Here is an 18,040-nt window from a genome sequence, read left to right on the forward strand (position 1 = left end):
CCGGGCTCCCGGCCCCCCACGCACCCGGAGCCCGGCGAGGTCTTGGGGGCGCACCACTCGGGACGCGTGCACCGGCGCACCGAACGAGGGCTCGCACGCCGGTGCACGACAGCAGCGGGGTCCGGCACGACAGGGACGGGTTGCCGGGCCCCGCTCAACCGGCCGCGGCCGGACGGCCACGCCCGCACAGGCGACGAACCGTCCGGCCGCAGGCCGTCCACTCAACTCTGCGGTGTCAGCAGCTCCTCGGGAGAGGCGGGCAGTTCGCGGCCGGTCAGCGACCGCAGCGTCGGGTAGGCGCTGGTGTCGCCGGCCAGGACGCCGCCGAGCACGGTCCGGCCGTCCGCGGCCAGCACCACCTTGGCGTAGACCCCGGCCCGCCGGTCCTCGTGGACGTACTCCACCGCCCCCGGCTCGCGGGCGTGGGCGTCGCCGAAACCGGCCACCCGCACACCCAGCAACTTGAGTTCGGCGGAGGCGTCCGCGCCCGGAAACGGACCGGCCGCGGTGCCGAGCAACTGCCCGGCCACGGTCTCGGCCATCCGGAAGCCGGGGGCCGCCAGCCCGTGGCAGCGGCCCTCGACGGCCGCGCACTCACCGACGGCGTACACCCGCTCGTCCGCCGTGCGGCACCACGCGTCGACGAGGAAACCACCCCGCTCGCCGCGTGCCAGACCGGCCGGCCCGGCCAGTTCGTCGCGCGGCCGGACCCCGGCGGCGAAGACGACGAGGGCGGCCTCCAGGGCCGTGCCGTCGGCCAGCTCGACCCGGTCCACCCGGCCGTCCGGCCCCGCGCCGACCGCGTCGAGCCGGGACGAGCAGTGCACCCCCACACCGAGCCGGCCGACCGCCTCGGCCAGGAACCGGCCACCGCCCTCGTCGATCTGCTGGGCCATCAGCCACGGCGCCAGTTCCACCACGCGGGGCCGCATCCCGAGCGACCGCAGGCCGCCGGCCGCCTCCAGGCCGAGCAGCCCGCCGCCGACCACGACCGCGGGCCGCCCCGGCACGGCCGCCGCGCGGATCGCGTCGACGTCCTCCACCGTCCGGTAGACGAAGCACCCCGGCAGGTCGTGGCCGTCCACCGGCGGTACGAACGGCCGCGAGCCGGTGGCGAACACCAGCGCGTCGTAGCCGATCACCGTGCCGTCGTCGCAGGTCACGGTCCGCGCCGCCCGGTTCACGCCGGTGACCGTGGTGCCGGGCCGCAGCTCAAGGCGCGGGTCGGCCGTCACCTCCGGCCCGGCCAGGGCCAGGTCCTCGGGCGTGGCGCCGCCGAGCAGCGAGGAGAGTGCCACCCGGTCGTAGGCGGCCCGGGGTTCCTCGCCGACCACGATCAGCCGCCAGCGCCCCTCGGGGTCCCCGGCCAGCATCTCCTCGACCAGCCGGGCCGCCGCCATGCCGTAGCCGGCCACCACCAACGTGCGTGTCCTCACCGTGTCCCTCCCTCGGCCGGGTCGGCCGGCCGGCCGAGCGCCGCGCACAGCTCCCGCACGACGGGGCCGCAACTGCCGCACCCCGTCGTCGCGCGCGTGGCCGCGGCCAGTGCCGCCGCGTCCCGGGCGCCGCCGTGCCAGGCGTCCTTCAGCCGCTTCCTGGTGACGTTGTTGCAGTGGCAGACCACGGCGTCGTCCGGCGGTTCCCCGCCACCCGTGTAGGTGCCGTCGGCGCCGGTCAGCAGGGCCAGCAGGTCGGCCGGGACGGGGGCGTCCCGGGCGTGCAGCAGGGTCACCGCGGCGACCGCCCGCGCCGAGCCGGCCACCACCCCGTGGCGGATCCGGCCCTCGCGCAGCACCAGCCGGGCGTACCGGCCCCGCGCCGGGTCCCGCAGCGTCACGGTCCTGTCGCCCTCCGCGCCGTCCCGGCCGGACGGCAGCACGACGAGGTCCTTGCCGGGCAGGCGCGGGCGCAGCGCGTGCCGTCCGGCCCGGTGGACGGTGTCCTCGCCCGTGAGGATCCGGGCCAGCGTGTCCGCCTGTTCCCAGGCCCCGAGCACGGTCGTGCCGGGAGTGCCGTCCTGTTCGGCGCAGTCGCCGATGGCGTGGACGCGCGGGTCGGCGGTCCGCAGCCGGGCGTCCACGAGGACCCCCTCGGCCACCGGCAGCCCGGCGGCCCGCGCCAGCCGCGTCTGCGGCGCGGTGCCGGTGCACACCAGCACGGTGCCCGCCGCCAGGACCTCGCCGTCGTCCAGAACGACCTTGCCCGGCACGTACTCGGCGGCCCGCCGGCCCAGCCGCAGGGTGACCCCCCGTTCGGCCAGCCACTGAGCCACGACGGCACCGCCGGCCGCGTCCAGGTGCCGGTCCATCGGGTGTGCCGCGGGATGCGCCAGCACCACCTCGCGCCCGGCCCGGCGCAGCGCGAGCGCCGCCTCCACCCCGCGCGTCCCGCCGCCGACGACCACGACCGGCCCCTCGGACAGCGGCCGGCAGTCGGCCGCCGCGCGCAGGACGCGCACCCCCTCCGCGAGCCGGCCGTGCCGGTCGGTGAGCCCCGGCACCGCGGGCACCCGAGCCCGGGCACCGGTGGCCAGGACGAGGGTGTCGTAGGGCAGTTCGCGGCCGTCCGCGGTGCGCACCGTGCGCAGCGCCCGGTCGACGCCGGTCACCCGCACCCCGGTCAGCAGCCGCACCGGACCCGGCAGCGCCGGCAGCGCGAGCCGTCCGCTCTCCAGCGAACCGTCCAGCACCGAGCCCAGCAGCGCCCGGTGGTACGGGGCACGCGGTTCGGCGCCGACCACGGTGATCCCGCCACCGTGGCCGTGGTGGACCAGGCGCTCGGCCAGCCGGTGCGCGGCCGGGCCGCCGCCCACGATCAGTACCCGGCTCACGACCGCTCACCCACCGGCGTCACGCGCACCGCGGACACCTTGAACTCCGGCATGCGGCTGCGCGGGTCGAGCGCGTCCCCGGTGAACAGGTTGGCCCGGGCCGCGCCCGGATAGTGGAACGGCACGAACACCGTGTCCTCGCGCGCGGTGCGGGTCACCCGGACCCGGGCCCGGGTGCTTCCGTGCACCGACGCCACCTCGGCCGGCGCCCCGTCGGCCAGGCCGAGGCGCCGGGCGGTGTCGGGGTGGACCTCGACGAACGCCTCGGGCGCCGCCTCGGCCAGCTCGGGCACCCGGCGGGTCTGCGCGCCCGACTGGTACTGGGCGAGCACCCGGCCGGTCGTCCCGTACAGCGGGAACCGGGCGTCGGGCTCGCGGGCGGGCGGCCGGTGCTCGAGGGCCGCGAACCGGGCCCGGCCGTCCGGATGGGCGAACCGGTCCAGGAACGCCCTGGGCGTGCCCGGATGGTCGCCGCCGGGCACGGCCGGGCACGGCCAGTGCAGCGCCTCCCCGGCGTCGAGCCGCGCGTAGCTGATCCCGGAGTAGTCCGCCGGGGCGCCCGCCGAGGCCCGGCGCAGCTCGTCGAAGACCTCCCGGGGGCGCACCGGGAAGCGCTCGGGGGGCTGGCCGAGCCGGACCGCGAGGGCGTGCAGCAGCTCCAGGTCCGTGCGGACCCCCGGCGGCGGGCTCAGGTGGGCGCGCCGGCGCAGCACCCTGCCCTCCAGCCCGGTCAGCGTGCCCTCCTCCTCGGCCCACTGCGCCACCGGCAGCACCACATCCGCCAGCGCCGCCGTCTCGGACGGCACGAAGTCGGCCACCACCAGCAGGTCCAGCGCGGACAGACGCTCGGTGACATGGGCGGCCCGGGGTGCGGAGACCACCGGGTTCGAGCCGAACACCAGCAGCGCGCGCGGTCCCTCGGGGGTGCCGAGGGAGTCCAGGAGTTCGTAGGCGCTGGGCCCGGGCCCCGGCAACGCGTCCGGGTCGACGCCCCACACGGACGCCACGTGCGCGCGGTCCGCGGGGTCGGTCAGCGAACGGTAGCCGGGGAGCTGGTCGGCCTTCTGGCCCATCTCCCGGCCGCCCTGACCGTTGCCCTGCCCGGTCAGGGTGCCGAAGCCGCTGCCCGCCCGGCCCGGCAGACCGAGCGCCAGCGCCAGGCCGATGAAGGCGGCGACGGTGTCGGAGCCCTTGCTGTGCTGTTCCGCGCCCCGCCCGGTCAGGACGTGGGCGCGGCGGGCCCCGGCGAGCATCCGCACCGCTTGGCGCATCTCCGCCACCGGCACGCCGGTGACCGCCTCGACGCGCTCCGGCCACCAGGCGGCGCAGCTTTCCCAGGCCGCCTCGAAGCCGGTGGTGCGGGCGTCCACGTACTCCTTGTCCACCAGCCCCTCGGTGACCGCCAGGTGCAGCAGGCCGAGGGCGAGGGCGAGGTCGGAGCCGGGGACCGGCTGGAGGTGCAGCGCGGCGCGCTCGGCGGTCCGGGTGCGGCGCGGGTCGACGACGACGAGGTCCGCCCGCTCCAGGTGGCGCATCAGCGGTGGCATGGTCTCCGCCGGGTTGGCACCGGCCAGCAGCACCACGTCGGAGTCGTCCAGGTCGGTCACCGGGAACGGCAGCCCCCGGTCCAGGCCGAAGGCCGCGACCGTCGCGGCGGCGGCGGAGGACATGCAGAAGCGGCCGTTGTAGTCGATCCGGCTGGTGCCCAGCGCGACCCGCGCGAACTTGCCCAGCGTGTACGCCTTCTCGTTGGTCAGCCCGCCGCCGCCGAACACCGCGACCGCGTCGGCGCCGTACCGCTCCCGGGTCCGGCGCAGCCGCCCGGCGACCAGGTCGAGCGCGGCCTCCCAGGAGGCCGGCGCGAGGACGCCGTCGGCGCCGCGCACCAGCGGGGTCAGCAGCCGCCCCGGGGTGCCGAGCAGGGCGGGCGCGGTCCACCCCTTCTGGCACAGACCGCCCCGGTTGACGGGGAAGTCCGGCGAGGGACGCACCCCCACCCGGCCCGGTCCGCCGGACAGCTCGGTGGAGCACTGGAGCGCGCAGTACGGGCAGTGCGTCGTCGTCTCGGGCAGGTCCGCCGGGGTTCGCGGGCCGCGCCCGCCCGCCTCACCGGACATGGGAGGACCGCACTCGTTCCGAGCCCGGCAGGGCACCGGCCGCGCCCGCGCCGCGCAGGTACATCACGCGGATCAGCACCGCGCAGAGCCCGTAGAAGCCGAGGAAGGCGTAGAACGCGGGCTCCCCGGTGCCCAGTTCGCCGTACGAGGAGCGGAACGCCAGGTTGATGGCGACGCCGCCGAGCGCGCCCACCGCCCCCGCGATGCCGATGACCGCCCCGGTCAGCCGGCGCGAGCGGGCGAAGGCCGCGGCGGCGTCCCGCCCGGAGGTGACGGCCTCCTCCGCCTGCCGGGCGAACACCGCGGGAATCATCTTGTACGTCGAGCCGTTGCCGACCCCGCTCATCACGAACAGCGCGGTGAAACCGGCCACGAACAGCGCGAAGGAATCGCTGCGGGTGGCGACCAGCAGCACCCCGGTCCCGCCCGCCATCCCGGCGAACGCCCACAGCGTCACCCGCGCCCCGCCCCACCGGTCGGCGACCCGGCCGCCCAGCGGACGTGCCACCGAGCCGAGCAGCGGCCCGAGGAAGGTGAACGAGGCCGCCTCGAGGGGCGTGGAGCCGAACTGGTTCTGCAGCACCAGGCCGAAGGCGAACCCGAAACCGATGAAGGAGCCGAAGGTGCCGATGTACAGCAGCGAGATCCACCAGGTGTGGGGATTGGCGACGGCCTCGCGCTGCGCGCCCGGCTCGGTGCGGATCACGGCCACGTTGTCCATCCGCAGCGCGGCCAGCACCGACACCAGCGCGATCAACGGCAGGTAGCAGGCGGCCACGTAGGCGGGGTGGGTGTCGCCGAACGCGGAGATCACCAGCAGACCGAGCAGCTGCACCGCGGCCACGCCCAGGTTGCCGCCGCCCGCGTTCAGGCCGAGCGCCCAACCCTGGTGGCGCTGCGGGTAGAAGGCGGTGATGTTCCTCATCGAGGAGGCGAAGTTGCCGCCGCCCGCCCCGGCCAGCGCGCCGATCACCAGGAACACCCACAGCGGGGTGCCGGGCCGCTGCACGAAGTACGTCGTCAGCCCGGTCGGCACCAGCAGCACCAGCGAGGCGAACACGGTCCAGTTGCGGCCCCCGAAGCGGGTCACCGCCTGGCTGTAGGGCAGCCGCAGCAGCGCGCCCGACAGCGTGGGCACCACCACCAGGAGGAACTTCTCGTCCGGTGCGAAGTCCAGCCCGATCCTCGGCGACATGAACAGCACCAGGACCGACCACATGCTCCACACCGAGATACCGATGTGCTCGGCGGCCATCGACAGCACGAGGTTGCGCCGGGCGACGCGGCGTCCACCGCGCTCCCACCGCTGCTCGTGCTCGGGATCCCAGTTCTCGATCCACCGCCCTCGGGCGGCACCTGCGCGGGTCATCTTCTCCTCGGCTTTCCGGGGCGTCGAGCCGTCGCCCGGCGGGTTGGGGCGACGGCTTGCGGGGAGGGGGGTCAGGACCGCAGGGCACGGTCCACCAGGGCGGTCGCGGCGCCGGTGTACCCTGCCGGGTCGCACAGCGCGGGCAGTGCGCCCGCCACCTCGGGCGGCAGTCCGGGCAGCTCGCCCAGCACCTCGGCCAGCGGGCGGCCGGTCTCCGCGGCCTCCCGCGCGGCCTCCGTCAGCAGAGCGCGGGCGCGGGCTCTGCCGAGCACCGGGGCGAGCCGCGCGGCCACCCGCTCCGAGACGACCTGACTGGACGACAGATCGAGATTGGCGCGCACGCGCCCGGTACGGACCTGCAGGCCCTCGGCGAGTTCGGCCGCGGTGCGGGCCGCGCCGCCGGACAGCCGCAGGCACTCCCGCAGCAACTGCCACTCGGCGTGCCACGCCCCCGCGGACCGTTCGTCCTCGGAGACCAGGCACCCCGTCAGCGCCGCGGCGAGCGCCGGCACCTGGAGCGCCGCGGCACGCACCATGGTCGCCAGCACCGGATTGCGCTTGTGCGGCATCGCCGAGGAACCGCCGCGTCCCGGACCGCCCGGCTCCGCGACCTCCCCGACCTCGGTACGCGCCAGCGACTGCACGTCGACCGCGAACTTGCCGAGCGCGCCCGCCGTGAAGGCGAGCGCGGACGCCAGGTCGGCGACCGGGGTGCGCAGCGCGTGCCAGGGCAGCACCGGCACGGCGAGCCCCGTCTCGGCGGCGAACGCCTCGGCCAGCTCCGCGGCGTACCCGTCCGGGGCGGGTCGCGGCCCGTCCGCCGCGTACTCCAGATACCCGGCCAGGGTGCCGGCCGCCCCGCCCAGGGAGACGGGGAGCCCGCCCTCCTGGATCCGGGCCAGCCGGGCGTCGGCGTCCAGGACCAGTGCCCGCCAGCCCGCCGCCCGCAGCCCGAACGTCGTCGGGACCGCGTGCAGGGCCAGGGTCCGGGCCACCGCGAGGGTGTCCCGGTGCCGCCCGGCCAGCGCCGCCAGCGCCCCGGCCGTGCGCGCGAGGTCCGCCCGCACCAGCGCGAGGGCCCGGCGGGCCACCAGCATGGCGCCGGTGTCGAAGACGTCCTGGCTGGTGGAGCCCCGGTGCACGTACTCCGCCGCCGACGGGTCCGCCTCGGCCACCACCGCCGTGAACGCCTTCACCAGGCCCACCACCGGGTTGGCGGTCTCCCGGGCGGCGAGCGCCAGAGCACGAGCGTCGAGGCGATCGGCGTCGGCGGCCCGGGTGATGGCCTCGGCCGCCTCCTTCGGCACTCTCCCCAGCGACGCCTGGGCCCGGGCCAGCGCCGCCTCCGCGTCCAGCATGGCCTGGAGCCAGGCCCGGTCGCCGGTGGCCGCCTCGACCGGCGACCCGGCCCGCACCGGCGACAGCAGCCCGTCGTCGGCCCAGGACGGCGAGGGGCTCACACGATCACCCCGGCGGGCAGGCCGGTGCCCGCGTCCACCGGCCGTACCCCGTCAGGCACCCGGGCCACCGGCGGCAGCTCCAGCACCGTGCGGGCGATGGCGTCGGAGTCGCCCAGGGTCACCGAGTCCACCCCGGGGCGGATACCGGCCGCGGTCACCCAGTGCACCGACTCCGTCGGCACCCCGTAGGCGAAGCGCCGCGGGTGGGCCCGCCCCCGGCCGTCGAGGAGCCGGTAGGGGCGCTCGGTGACCGCCAGACCGCCGGTCTCGTAGTCACCGCCGCCCGCGCCCGCGATCCGGAACGGCGCGGCCTGGTCGGTGTCGAGCAGGTGCCGCAGCAGCGGGTCGTCGGTGCGCCGCAGGTCCGGCTCCGGCAGCCGAGCCTCCACCAGCGCGGAGGCCGCCACCGGTTCGCCCGGCACCGAGGCCGAGTGCGCGAGGAACAACTGCGCCGTGGTGTCGATGCGCACCTGGGTGCCCGGACCCGTCACCGTCAGCACACCGGCCTCGATCAGCGCGATCATCTCCTCGATCCGGGAGGCCGGCGGTCCGATCGACAGGAACGCGTTGAGCGGCGTGTACCAGCCCTCCAGGTCGTCGCGGTGCGAACCGCCCTCCAGACCGCCGTGGTCGACCGCGAGCCGGATCTCGTTGCGCAGGTCGCGCAGCACGTCCAGGGCCGCCTTCAGCGGACCGCTGACATTGCCCCGCCGGGACTCGGCGACGTCCTTGCGCAGATAGTCCAGCAGCCACCCGGTGAAGTCGGCGCGATCGGCGAAGACGCGGTCGCCGTAGGGCCGCGACAGCCGCTCCCAGTCCCAGCGCTCGTCGGCCGCGATGCCGAACGAGTCCAGCACCGCCGCCGTGTCGGCGCCCGCCGCCAGGTACCGCTCGGCCAGTTCCTCGCCGCGCTCCCGCTCGCCGCGCGCGGCCAGCAGCGCCCGGTAGTAGACGCTCTGCACCTCGCGGGAGATCAGCGGCCACAGGTCGGTGCCGAAGTTCACCGGAGCGCCGGCGGCCGCGCGCTCGCGGAGCGTGGCGATGTACTCGGGGGTCAGCAGCCGCGGGAAGTACCGCCCGGTGGCGCCCTTCTCGTTCTCGCCGCGCGCGTGGTAGGGGACGCCGCGGCGGGAGAACGCGAACAGCTTCGGCTCGCTGCCCGAGCGCCGGTACACCAGCCCGCCCTCGGCACGGCGCTCGAACCGGCCGCCGCGGCCCAGCGTGAACAGGGCCATGTGGTCGAAGAAGTTGAGGCCCAGACCGCGCAGCAGCACGTTCTGGCCCGGTTGGATGCCGCTGAGGTCCAGGTCGGCGGGGTTGGCCGGGGTGACGTAGGTCAGGTGGTGGATGCGGGCCAGGCTCGCGGTGCGGGCCTCGCGCGCCGACAGCCGGGCGGGCACGTGGCCCTGCGCCATGATGATGGCGTCCAGGTCGTTGAGCCGGGTGCCGTTCTCCAGGCGGATGCCCTGCGGGCCGCCCGGCACGCCGTGGGTGTCGGCTGCCGCGACCGCGCGCGAACGGTGCACCAGCACCTCGACGTGGGCGGGCGCGGACCCGGTGATGCGCTCGAAGCAGTCCTTCAGGTAGCGGCCGTAGAAGGCGCGCGTCGGGTAGGAGTCGGGGCCCAGCCGCCCGGCCTCGGCCAGGGTGGTGGCGTCGTGCCGCGCGGGGTCCCCGAGCAGCGCCAGCGTCTGCGCCCACTCGTAGAGGCTCGGACCCGGCTCGATGGGGCCGTCGATGCCCGCGCTGTCGTCGGTGAAGACGGTGATCTGCGAGGCCACGGTGTTCATCAGCAGGTGCTGCGACTGCTCCGCGCGCCACACGGTGCCCGCGCCGGGCGCCGAGGGGTCGACGACGTGGACCGTGACCTTGCTGTGGGCGGGGGAGCGGCGCTCGTTGGCCAGCAGACGCTCAAGCACCGACAGCCCGCGGGGGCCGGCACCGATGATGCAGACCTCGAGGGTGCTGTTCATCTGGGTGGAATCCATTTCTGGGCGGGGGGCCGGCGGCCGGGTAAGGGGGCGGCCGCCGGTCCCGGGGCGGGAAGGGGGCGGGAACGGGTGCGGCGGTGGAGGTCAGCCGGCCGGGGCGTCCGCGACCAGACGCGCCAGCTCCAGGCGCTTGATCTTGGTGGTGGCGGTCTGCGGGAGGTCCTCCAGCCGCCACTGCACGGGCGCGCCGAGTGTCGGCAGGTCCACGACCGCGGACTTCCAGGCCAGTTCGTCCAGTGGCGCGTCGTCGCGCGTGCACACCACGGGCACCGCGCGGCCGTCCGGGCCGGGGATGATGATGACCTCGACCAGCTCCGGCAGCCGGGTGAACAGCTTGTCCTCGATCTCCAGGGTGGACTGCACCCCGGGGATCTCGTCCACCTCGCGGTCCAGCAGGTGCAGGCAGCCGAACCGGGTCCGGAAGCCCAGGTCGCCCATGCGCCACCAGCCGTCGTTGACCTGCTTCTGCCAGCGGCCGTGCTCCCCGAGGTAGGTGACGATCCGCCCGTCGCTGCGGACCTCGATGAAGCCGGGGTTCTCCTTGGAGACCGGCGCGCCGTTGCGGCTGACCACCCGCACCCCGGTCATGCCGGGGAACGGCACACCCACGCAGCGGCCGTTGAAGTCGGTGCCGTCCTTCAGCGAGTAGGTGCGCGCGGCGATCGGGCCCACCTCGCTCTGGCCGTACGCCTGCGCGAACCGCCGGCCCTTGCGGCGGGACCCCTTCAGCAGGGTGTTCACCGTGCGCGGGTGGATGGCGTCGAAGGTGCTGGAGAAGTACTTCACGTTGGCCAGCGGCCCGCGCGGGTCGTCGGCCAGCACCTCCCAGCGCAGGAACGTGTTCGGGTGGGCCTCGATGAACCCGGGCGGGACCTGCGCGAAGAGGTCACCGACGGTCGCCGGGTCGTCGTCCCGCAGCACGATCAGCGGATGCCCCTGGAGGATCGAGATGGGCATCGCCGTGAACATCCGCGAGTGCACGAACGACACGTGCACCGCGACGGGTTCGCTGCGGCGCACCGCGCTCTTCACGACGGTGGCCTGGGGGCGGTAGCGGGCCTGGAAGCTCATGCCGGTGTGCACGGCCAGCTTCGGCGTGCCGGTGGTGCCCGAGGTGTGGGTGATGAGCGTGGGGTGGTCGATGGGCATCGACACCGCCGGCACCCGCTCGACACCGGCCAGCGAGGCGAACGAGACGGCCCCCTCGTGCTCGCCGGAGGCGAGGAGCACCTCGCGGGAGAGGTCGAAGACCTCGGCGGGCAGGTGGTGGTCGAGCTTGTCCCGGTCGGTGACCAGGAACGGGCGGCCGACCCGGCGGAGCAGCTCGGCGACGGTGGCGCCGTCCAGCTTCGGGGACAGCAGCACCGGGATGGCGCCGGTGCGGGCGACGGCACAGGCGAGGAGGGAGATGTCGAAGCCGTCGCTCTTGTGCACCACCACGTGGTCGCCGGGCCGCGCGCCGACCGACCACAGGCGGGAGGCGAAGTCGTCCACCAGGTCGGCCAGTTCGGTCAGCGTCGCGCGCCGTCCGAGCTGCGGGGCGATGTCGAGGTCGTGGTCGAGGATCACGAGATTCGCCGGATGCCTGGCGGCGGCCCGGTCGAAAAGCGTGCCGAGTCGAATTCCCTTGCTTCCTATTCGCTGGAGAAACATGTAACCGATCTCTCGTCCATGGCTGCGGAATCCTGAGGGGAGTGCGAAGTGCTCAACTTCACGCCGGTGCGGGCGGACCGTGCCGGGCGGGGCCCAAAACGCGGGTCAGCCGGCCTCGATGACGGCCTTGATCCGGGCCAGCGTGTCGTCGAGGTCCTGGGCGAGCTTGGCGGTCCAGTCCACGACGAACCGCTTGCGGCCGTCCTCGTCGAGGTCCGCGACGATCTTGTGGATGCCGGCCGTTGCCTTGCCCATCCGGAAGTGGTGGATGAGCCAGGAGGTGCCGTCGCCGGCGTCCTCGATGTCGAAGCCCCACACGGATTCCTGGTCCTCACGGGCGTGGGTGAGCATCATCCAGCGGAAGGTCCGGCCGGGTTCGGCGGCCACCACGCGGGCCTCGGTGTACCAGGTGCCGCGCACCAGCGGGGCCCAGCCGACGACGTCCTCGCTGCGCAGGTTCTCGCCGCGGAAGACCGAACCGACGGCCGAGGGCGCGCCCTCGATCCACTCGCCGCCCATGCACTCGGGGCTCCACTCCTTGGAGCGGGCCAGGTCGCTGACGACGGAGTAGATCTTTCCCGGGGACGCCGCGACGCGAATGCGGGCGTCGAGTTCGAAGAGCGGGGAATTGTCGATGATGGTTTCTGTGTTGGCGGTCATGGCGGCAATACTGCCGACGCGCCGGGAAAGCCTGCAATCGAGCCGCTCGGGGTACGTCAAGTTCAATTCCGGCCCCGGCGACGGTTTTCGCACCGGGCGCCGGCCGGGTGCGCCGGAGGAATTCGGGGGGGGCGAATGCCGGGTAATCGAGTCCCGGGCGGAAAGGGGTGCGCGCCGGGGCGGGCTCCGCGAGACGTCCTGCCTCACGGAGCCCGCCCCGGCGTCGCGTACGGTGCTGACGTCGCGTACGGGCGTGGCGTCGCGTACGGGCGTGGCGACAAGCTCTCAGTCGCGTACACGCAGCACGAGTTTGCCCGTGACCTTGCCCCCGTCCAGCCGGCGGTGCGCCTCGGCCGCCTCGGCGAGCGGCAGCACCTCGGTGGTGCGGGGCCGCAGCCGCCCCGCCGCCAGCAGACCGCCGATGCCGCGGGCCGCGTCGGCGAGCTGTGCGGTGTCCGCGTGCGAGATGGCGAAGCCGCGCACCGAGCGGTCCCTCAGGTACAGGGCGCCCACCGGCAGCACCGGCCGGGTGCGCAGACCGGCCAGGACCACGATCCGGCCCCGGCCGGCCAGCAACTCCACCGCCGTCTCCAGGTCGTTGCGTCCGGAGGTGTCCACATGGACGTCCACACCGTCCGGGGCGGCGGCCCGGATCAGTCCGGGGACGTCGTCCGCGCGATAGTCCACGACCGTGTCGGCGCCCAGGGAGCGGACGTACTCCGCGTCGCGTGCGGCGGCGACCGCGACGACGCGCGCACCGGCGTGGACCGCCATCGTCACCAGGGCGCTGCCCACGTTGCCGGCGGCGCCGAGCACCGCGACGGTCTCCCCGGCCCGGAGCCCGCCGTGCGTGAACAGCGCCAGGTGCGCGGTCGCGGCCGGGTGGGCGAGGGCCACGGCGTCGACCGGATCGACACCGTCGGGCAGGTGGTAGAGCCGGTCCACGGGGACCACCGCCCGCTCGGCGGCGGCGCCCTGGCGGCCGTCGTGGCCGAGGCTGTTGGACCAGACCCGGTCGCCGACGCGGAAGCGGGTGGCCGCGGCACCGGCCGCGACGACGGTCCCGACCAGGTCGCGGCCGATGACGAAGGGGAACTCCACGGGGGTGCGCCAGGCGCCTGAGCGCACGAAGGTGTCGACATGGTTGACGGCACTCACCTCGACGTCGACCAGCACATCGTGCGGGCCCGGCGCGGGCGGCGGCAGCTCCCCGAACCGTATGAGGTCGGGGGAGCCGAGCTGGGTGATGTAGGCGGCACGCATGTTCACGGAGTCTGGCACCCGGGCGACCCCGGCGGACGGGACGGCGGCGAACGGGGGCCGGGGTGTGTCAGGTCGGGGCCCCGGTGTGTCAACTCGGCGTGCGGCCGCGGCCGGCCGCGGCCCGCGGTGCGGTCGACGTGGAACGCCGCGGGCGCTGCCCGTGCCCGGCGGTGTGTCAACTCCGCACCGTCCGGCGGCCCCCGCGCTCCTACGCTGCCGCCCATGTCTCTCCCCCCGCCCACGGACGTCACGCCGGGCGACCCGCGGATGGCCGCCCATGTACGGCCGCTGGTCCTGGCCCTGCGGCCCGCGCTCACCGAGGCCGAGTTCGACCGGTTCGCCGTCGAGGCGCACGCACAGGGCCTGGTCTTCACCGCCGCGTACGACGAGCACGGCCACTGCGTGGCGGCGGCCACCCACCGCGTCCTGGCGACCAGCCGGGGCCGCGTCCTCTTCGTCGACGACCTCGTCACCGACCCCGCCCACCGCTCTGCCGGCGTCGGAGCCCGCCTGTTCGCCCACCTCGCCGCCCGCGCCCGCGACGCCCACTGCGCACGCGTGGAGCTGGACTCCGGCGTCACCAACCACGTCGCCCACCGCTTCTACCACGCCCGCCGCATGCGCATCACGGCCCTGCACCTCGCCCTGGAGGTCGCCGACGGATGAGCGCCTTTGCCGCGCCTTGGCCGGACCTCGACCACTCGCGCCGATCGTCGGCACGGCACACCGCCGCCGTACGCGCGCCGCAGCGAGCCGCGCTGCCGGCCCACCGGACTCGAACCAGGAAGCGGAAGACTCTCCCGATGAACGACCCCACCACCACCCCGCGCCGGCCGGGGCAGTCCGCCCCCGACGGGCTCCCCGAGCTGACGGCCTCGCTGGCGCGGGACCTCACCACCGGCACCTGGCTGCCCGGCCCCCTAGAGCGCCGGCTCGCCCGGCGCCTGCTCGACGCCTGCGCGGGCGACGGCGCCCTGACCGCCGAGCGTCTCCGCGCCGTCCTCTGGGAGGGCGACATCGCCCTCACCCACGCCGGGGAGGGCCGCCTGGCGACCCTCTTCGCCCGGCTCGCGGCCTCCACGACCCCGCCCTCGCCCGGCGGGCGGCCCCCGCTCGCGGCGCCGCCCCCGCCCGTCGCGCCGCCCGTGCCCGGGACCGCGGCCGAGGCGGCCGAAGACGCCCGCGAGAACGCCCGCGTCAGCGCCCTCGCCCTGATCGAACGCCTCGCCGAGGAAGGAACCGACACCCGTGTCCGTGACTGAGACCCCGACCGGTCCCCCGAGCCGCCCCGTCGCCGTCGACTTCTGGTTCGACCCCGTATGCCCCTGGGCGTGGATGACCTCGCGCTGGCTGCTGGAGGTCGCCGAGCGGCGCCCCCTGGACATCCGCTGGCGCCTCATGAGCCTGGCGGTGCTCAACGAGGGCCGCGAGGACCTCCCGGAGCGGTACCGGCGCCTGCTGACGGAGGGCTGGGCGCCGGTCCGCCTGGTCGCCGCCGCACAGCGCAAGTACGGCGACGAGGTCACCGGCCGGCTCTACACCGCGCTCGGCACCCGTATCCACGTCCAGGGCCTCGGCCCCACCCGGGAGGCGCTCGCGGGGGCCCTCCAGGACATCGGGCTGCCCCCGGATCTCCTCGACGAGACCGGTGCCGACACCTGGGACGCGGACGTGCGCGCCTCCCACCAGGAGGGCATCGACCACGTGGGGGAGGAGGTGGGCACCCCCGTGATCGCGCTGCCCGGACCCGACGGCACCCGCAGGGCGTTCTTCGGCCCGGTCGTCACCCCCGCCCCGCGCGGCGAGGCGGCCACCCGGCTCTGGGACGGCCTGCTGCTCCTGGCCGCCACACCGGGCTTCCACGAACTCAAGCGCACCCGCACCCAGGGGCCGGTCTTCGACTGAACGGCGGCACGTGGGCGTTGACCGCCCACCGCACATCGCCGACCGGCCGACCGTTGACGGCGGAGCGCAGCCGACGCGGCTCGGGGCCTCCGCCCCGGACCACGGGCCCCGAGCCAAGGCTCCGCAGCCGCCCCCCACGGCCCGCGCCGCCCCGACCCCGTACCGGGCGGCGCGGACCGCCTGACGCGCCCCGGCCTCCACTACCGGGGCGCGCGTCTCATGCGCCGGCCGGCGCGGCCGCGGCCGGCCGGCGTTCCGCCTCCGGCTCGGACGCGGGCGGCGCCGGAACCCGCAGGGCGACCAGGCCGAGCACGGCGAAGAACAGCGCCCACCCCGCCCAGGCCGTCCAGTTCCCGCCCACCCCCACGCTGATCAGCGGCGGGCCCACCACCGTGGTGGCGGCGAACCCCATGTTGAAGGCGGCGAGATGAGCGGTGCGCCGGCCCTTCGGAATGTGCAGCAGCGCCGCCCCCGTGGACCCGGCGACGATCAGCAACTCGCCCAGCGACAGCAGCACCGCCGCCGCGATCACCACGGCCAGGTCCGGCCACCTCCCGCCCAGCACGGTCAGCGGCACCACCGCCGCGCCGAGCCCGGCCAGCAGGCCGCCGCGGCACATCAGACCCCGGGCCCGCGGCAGCCGCTCCGACCCCCGGCTCAGCCGTACCTGGAGCGCCACGACCAGCACCGTGTTCAGCAACTGCACCACCGTCACGCTCCACGGCGGCGCCTGGGTGCGCTGCACGATCCAGAGCGGCAGGCCGATGCCCAGCAGCAGCGCCGACAGCGTGAACGCACCGTACAGGGCGGTGATCCCGAGGAACGCCCGGTTGCGCAGGATCCCGGCCCGCCGGTCGCCGGCCCGGCGCTCGGGCGCCACCGCCTCGGCGGGGAAGCTCCGGCAGATCACCGCGCAGCACAGGAACAGCACCGCGGACCCCAGCAGCACCGCCCGGTACACCCAGGCCTCCCCGGCGGCGATCGCGACGCCCGCGGGCAACGCCCCGGCCGCCATCCCGGCGTTGCGCAGCGTCCGCAGCCGCGCCAGCGCCCCCACCGCCTGCCCGTCCGGGACCCGGCTGATCAGCCCCGACTCGATCAGCGGACCGATGCCGCGGCTGAGCAGCCCGGCGACCGCGGCGGCCAGCAACGCCTGCCCGAAGGAGGCGACCGCGGCCAGCGCCACGAAGGCCGCGCACCGGACCGCGAAGAGCACGCCCAGTACGGCGCGCACCCCGAACCGTTCGGCGGCCCGCGCGATGGGCATGGCACCGAGCAGCGAGGTCACCCCCGAGGTGCCCAGCACCACGCCGACCTGGTGGTTGGTCAGGCCGGCCGCCTGGTCGAGGAAGAGCACCGACAGCGAGAGGTACATGCCGAGCCCGACCGCGTCGAACAGCCCGACGGCGTACAGCCCGCGCCCGGTACCGCCCTTGGGCGCGGCGGACGGCGCGGACCCGGGGACGGCCGCCTCACTCACGGTCGGCTCCGGTGGGCGCGTCGAACCCCGGCACCAGCCGGATGTCCAGGGCCTCCTCGACCCGCCGGGTCACCGCGCGGGCGGTGGCCACGTCCGGCGCCTTCACCAGGAAGCTGACCAGGTGCAGCGTGCCGTGCCGGCTCACCCGCTGGCCGGGCGAGAAGCGCGGGGCGACGTAGACCAGTTCGGGGAACGCCTCCAGCACCCGTTCGACGGGCGTCTGCGCGGCGATCCGCCACACGCCGACGGGGATCGGCAGGAACCGGAGCAGGGCGACGCCGTCGAACTCCGGCAGCGCGCTGGGCGCCAGCCCGAGCGCGCTGCGCCCGATCTGGGCGGCGTAGTCGTACCCGGCCGCCGCCTCGAACATCACCGGCAGCGGGCCGCCCGCCCGCGCGTTGACCTCTATGATCTTCGGTCCCTCGTCGGTCAGCGCGATCTCGGTGTGCACCGCGCCCGAGGTCAGTCCGATCGCCCGGATCGCCCGGTCGGCGACGTCGGTGACGGCCGCCCTCGTGGCGGGGGCCAGCCGGCTGGGCAGCACCACGCCCTCCTCGGCGTAACCGTGCTCCAGCGGCAGCCGGTCGGAGACGGCGAGATGGTACGCCGTTCCGGAGACCAGCAGCGACTCCACGCTGCAGTAGGCGGCGTAACCGCTGTCGCCGTCCGCCTCCAGCTCCATCCGCTCCTCCAGCAGGTACGCCTCGTCGGACTGGAGGAAGGCGGTCTTCTCGGCGCGGGCCGCCGTGAACGCGTGGATCAGTTCGGCGTACGTGGAGACCCGCCGCACGTTCTGGCTGCCCGCACCCAGCGAGGGCTTGAACACGCCGGGCAGGCCGACCCGGGCGGCGGCCGCCGCCAGGTCGCGTTCGCTGGTGATCACCTCGAACCCGGGGGAGGGGACGCCGCTTTCGGCGAAGAGCAGCCGTTGGCGCGCCTTGGACTGGGCGACGGTCACCGCCTCGGGCGAGTTGCCCGGCAGGCCCAGCCGGGCGGCGATCTCGGCCTGCGGGCGCAGCAGCAGCTCGGAGTAGGTGACCACGCCGTCCAGCGGCAGCCGGCCGTGCAGCGCGGCGGCGGCCTCGACGGCGGCCGGCAGATCGGCCGCGTCCAGGAACTCGCCCCGCAGCCCGCGCTCCTCCCAGGAGGCCCGCACGGGATCGGAGGGCCGCCAGGCGGTGACGTACACGACGCTGACGGTGTCGGTCAGGGTGGACAGTGAGTCGATGGCCTCGTCGGGGGCGAGGCCGCCGATCCCGGCGAGGAGCAGGAGGTGGGGGGAAGCCATGGGAGGAGACCTTTCACGAAGGGG

General features: G+C 75.6%; 14 protein-coding genes. 3 read left to right on the top strand and 11 right to left on the bottom strand.

What is annotated here, in order from left to right; all coding sequences use genetic code 11:
* Nucleotides 1–221: 221 nt before the first annotated feature.
* The 9 genes from AB0P07_RS11210 to AB0P07_RS11250 form a co-directional block, all read right to left on the bottom strand.
* Entirely contained in the window at nt 222–1,436 is a 1,215-nt protein-coding gene (locus AB0P07_RS11210; RefSeq protein WP_365548355.1) for an FAD-dependent oxidoreductase, read from the bottom strand.
* Complete coding sequence (locus AB0P07_RS11215; RefSeq protein ID WP_365548358.1) at nt 1,433–2,830, bottom strand: FAD-dependent oxidoreductase; 1,398 nt, start codon at nt 2,828–2,830, stop codon at nt 1,433–1,435. Before AB0P07_RS11215 ends, AB0P07_RS11210 begins: the two co-directional genes overlap by 4 nt.
* Nucleotides 2,827–4,947 (bottom strand): molybdopterin oxidoreductase family protein, encoded by a 2,121-nt coding sequence (locus AB0P07_RS11220; protein ID WP_365548361.1) that lies wholly within the window; start codon nt 4,945–4,947, stop codon nt 2,827–2,829. Before AB0P07_RS11220 ends, AB0P07_RS11215 begins: the two co-directional genes overlap by 4 nt.
* Complete coding sequence (locus AB0P07_RS11225; protein WP_365548364.1) at nt 4,937–6,316, bottom strand: nitrate/nitrite transporter; 1,380 nt, start codon at nt 6,314–6,316, stop codon at nt 4,937–4,939. The genes AB0P07_RS11220 and AB0P07_RS11225 overlap by 11 nt, the downstream gene beginning before the upstream one ends.
* A 71-nt stretch (nt 6,317–6,387) precedes the next feature.
* Nucleotides 6,388–7,776, bottom strand: coding sequence for a 3-carboxy-cis,cis-muconate cycloisomerase (gene pcaB / locus AB0P07_RS11230; protein ID WP_365548367.1), 1,389 nt, complete (start codon nt 7,774–7,776; stop codon nt 6,388–6,390).
* Nucleotides 7,773–9,749 (bottom strand): FAD/NAD(P)-binding protein, encoded by a 1,977-nt coding sequence (locus tag AB0P07_RS11235; protein ID WP_365548370.1) that lies wholly within the window; start codon nt 9,747–9,749, stop codon nt 7,773–7,775. The genes pcaB and AB0P07_RS11235 overlap by 4 nt, the downstream gene beginning before the upstream one ends.
* Before the next feature lie 102 nt (nt 9,750–9,851).
* A complete protein-coding gene (locus AB0P07_RS11240) occupies nt 9,852–11,420 on the bottom strand; it encodes a class I adenylate-forming enzyme family protein (protein WP_365548373.1) in 1,569 nt (522 codons plus the stop codon).
* Between the two features lie 105 nt (nt 11,421–11,525).
* The gene (locus tag AB0P07_RS11245; RefSeq protein ID WP_365548376.1) at nt 11,526–12,080 is read right to left on the bottom strand and encodes an SRPBCC family protein; all 555 of its coding nucleotides are present in this window, start codon (nt 12,078–12,080) and stop codon (nt 11,526–11,528) included.
* A gap of 285 nt (nt 12,081–12,365) precedes the next feature.
* Entirely contained in the window at nt 12,366–13,343 is a 978-nt protein-coding gene (locus AB0P07_RS11250; RefSeq protein WP_365548379.1) for an NADPH:quinone reductase, read from the bottom strand.
* Nucleotides 13,344–13,565: 222 nt separating this feature from the next.
* Between AB0P07_RS11250 and AB0P07_RS11255 the strand changes: the two genes are divergently transcribed.
* The 3 genes from AB0P07_RS11255 to AB0P07_RS11265 all read left to right on the top strand — a co-directional run bounded on the left by AB0P07_RS11255 (nt 13,566) and on the right by AB0P07_RS11265 (nt 15,248).
* Nucleotides 13,566–14,009, top strand: coding sequence for a GNAT family N-acetyltransferase (locus AB0P07_RS11255; protein ID WP_365548382.1), 444 nt, complete (start codon nt 13,566–13,568; stop codon nt 14,007–14,009).
* A gap of 137 nt (nt 14,010–14,146) precedes the next feature.
* Nucleotides 14,147–14,605 (top strand): hypothetical protein, encoded by a 459-nt coding sequence (locus AB0P07_RS11260; protein ID WP_365548385.1) that lies wholly within the window; start codon nt 14,147–14,149, stop codon nt 14,603–14,605.
* Nucleotides 14,592–15,248: a disulfide bond formation protein DsbA gene (locus AB0P07_RS11265; RefSeq protein WP_365548388.1), complete on the top strand. Its 657-nt coding sequence runs from the start codon at nt 14,592–14,594 to the stop codon at nt 15,246–15,248. Before AB0P07_RS11260 ends, AB0P07_RS11265 begins: the two co-directional genes overlap by 14 nt.
* Before the next feature lie 217 nt (nt 15,249–15,465).
* Here AB0P07_RS11265 and AB0P07_RS11270 read toward each other — a convergent pair whose 3' ends face one another.
* Complete coding sequence (locus AB0P07_RS11270; RefSeq protein ID WP_365548391.1) at nt 15,466–16,728, bottom strand: MFS transporter; 1,263 nt, start codon at nt 16,726–16,728, stop codon at nt 15,466–15,468.
* Complete coding sequence (locus tag AB0P07_RS11275; RefSeq protein ID WP_365548394.1) at nt 16,721–18,016, bottom strand: ATP-grasp domain-containing protein; 1,296 nt, start codon at nt 18,014–18,016, stop codon at nt 16,721–16,723. Before AB0P07_RS11275 ends, AB0P07_RS11270 begins: the two co-directional genes overlap by 8 nt.
* Nucleotides 18,017–18,040: the final 24 nt, after the last annotated feature.

Source organism: Streptomyces sp. NPDC085944 (assembly GCF_040686295.1).
In the GTDB taxonomy this organism is placed as follows: Bacteria; Actinomycetota; Actinomycetes; order Streptomycetales; family Streptomycetaceae; genus Streptomyces; species Streptomyces salinarius.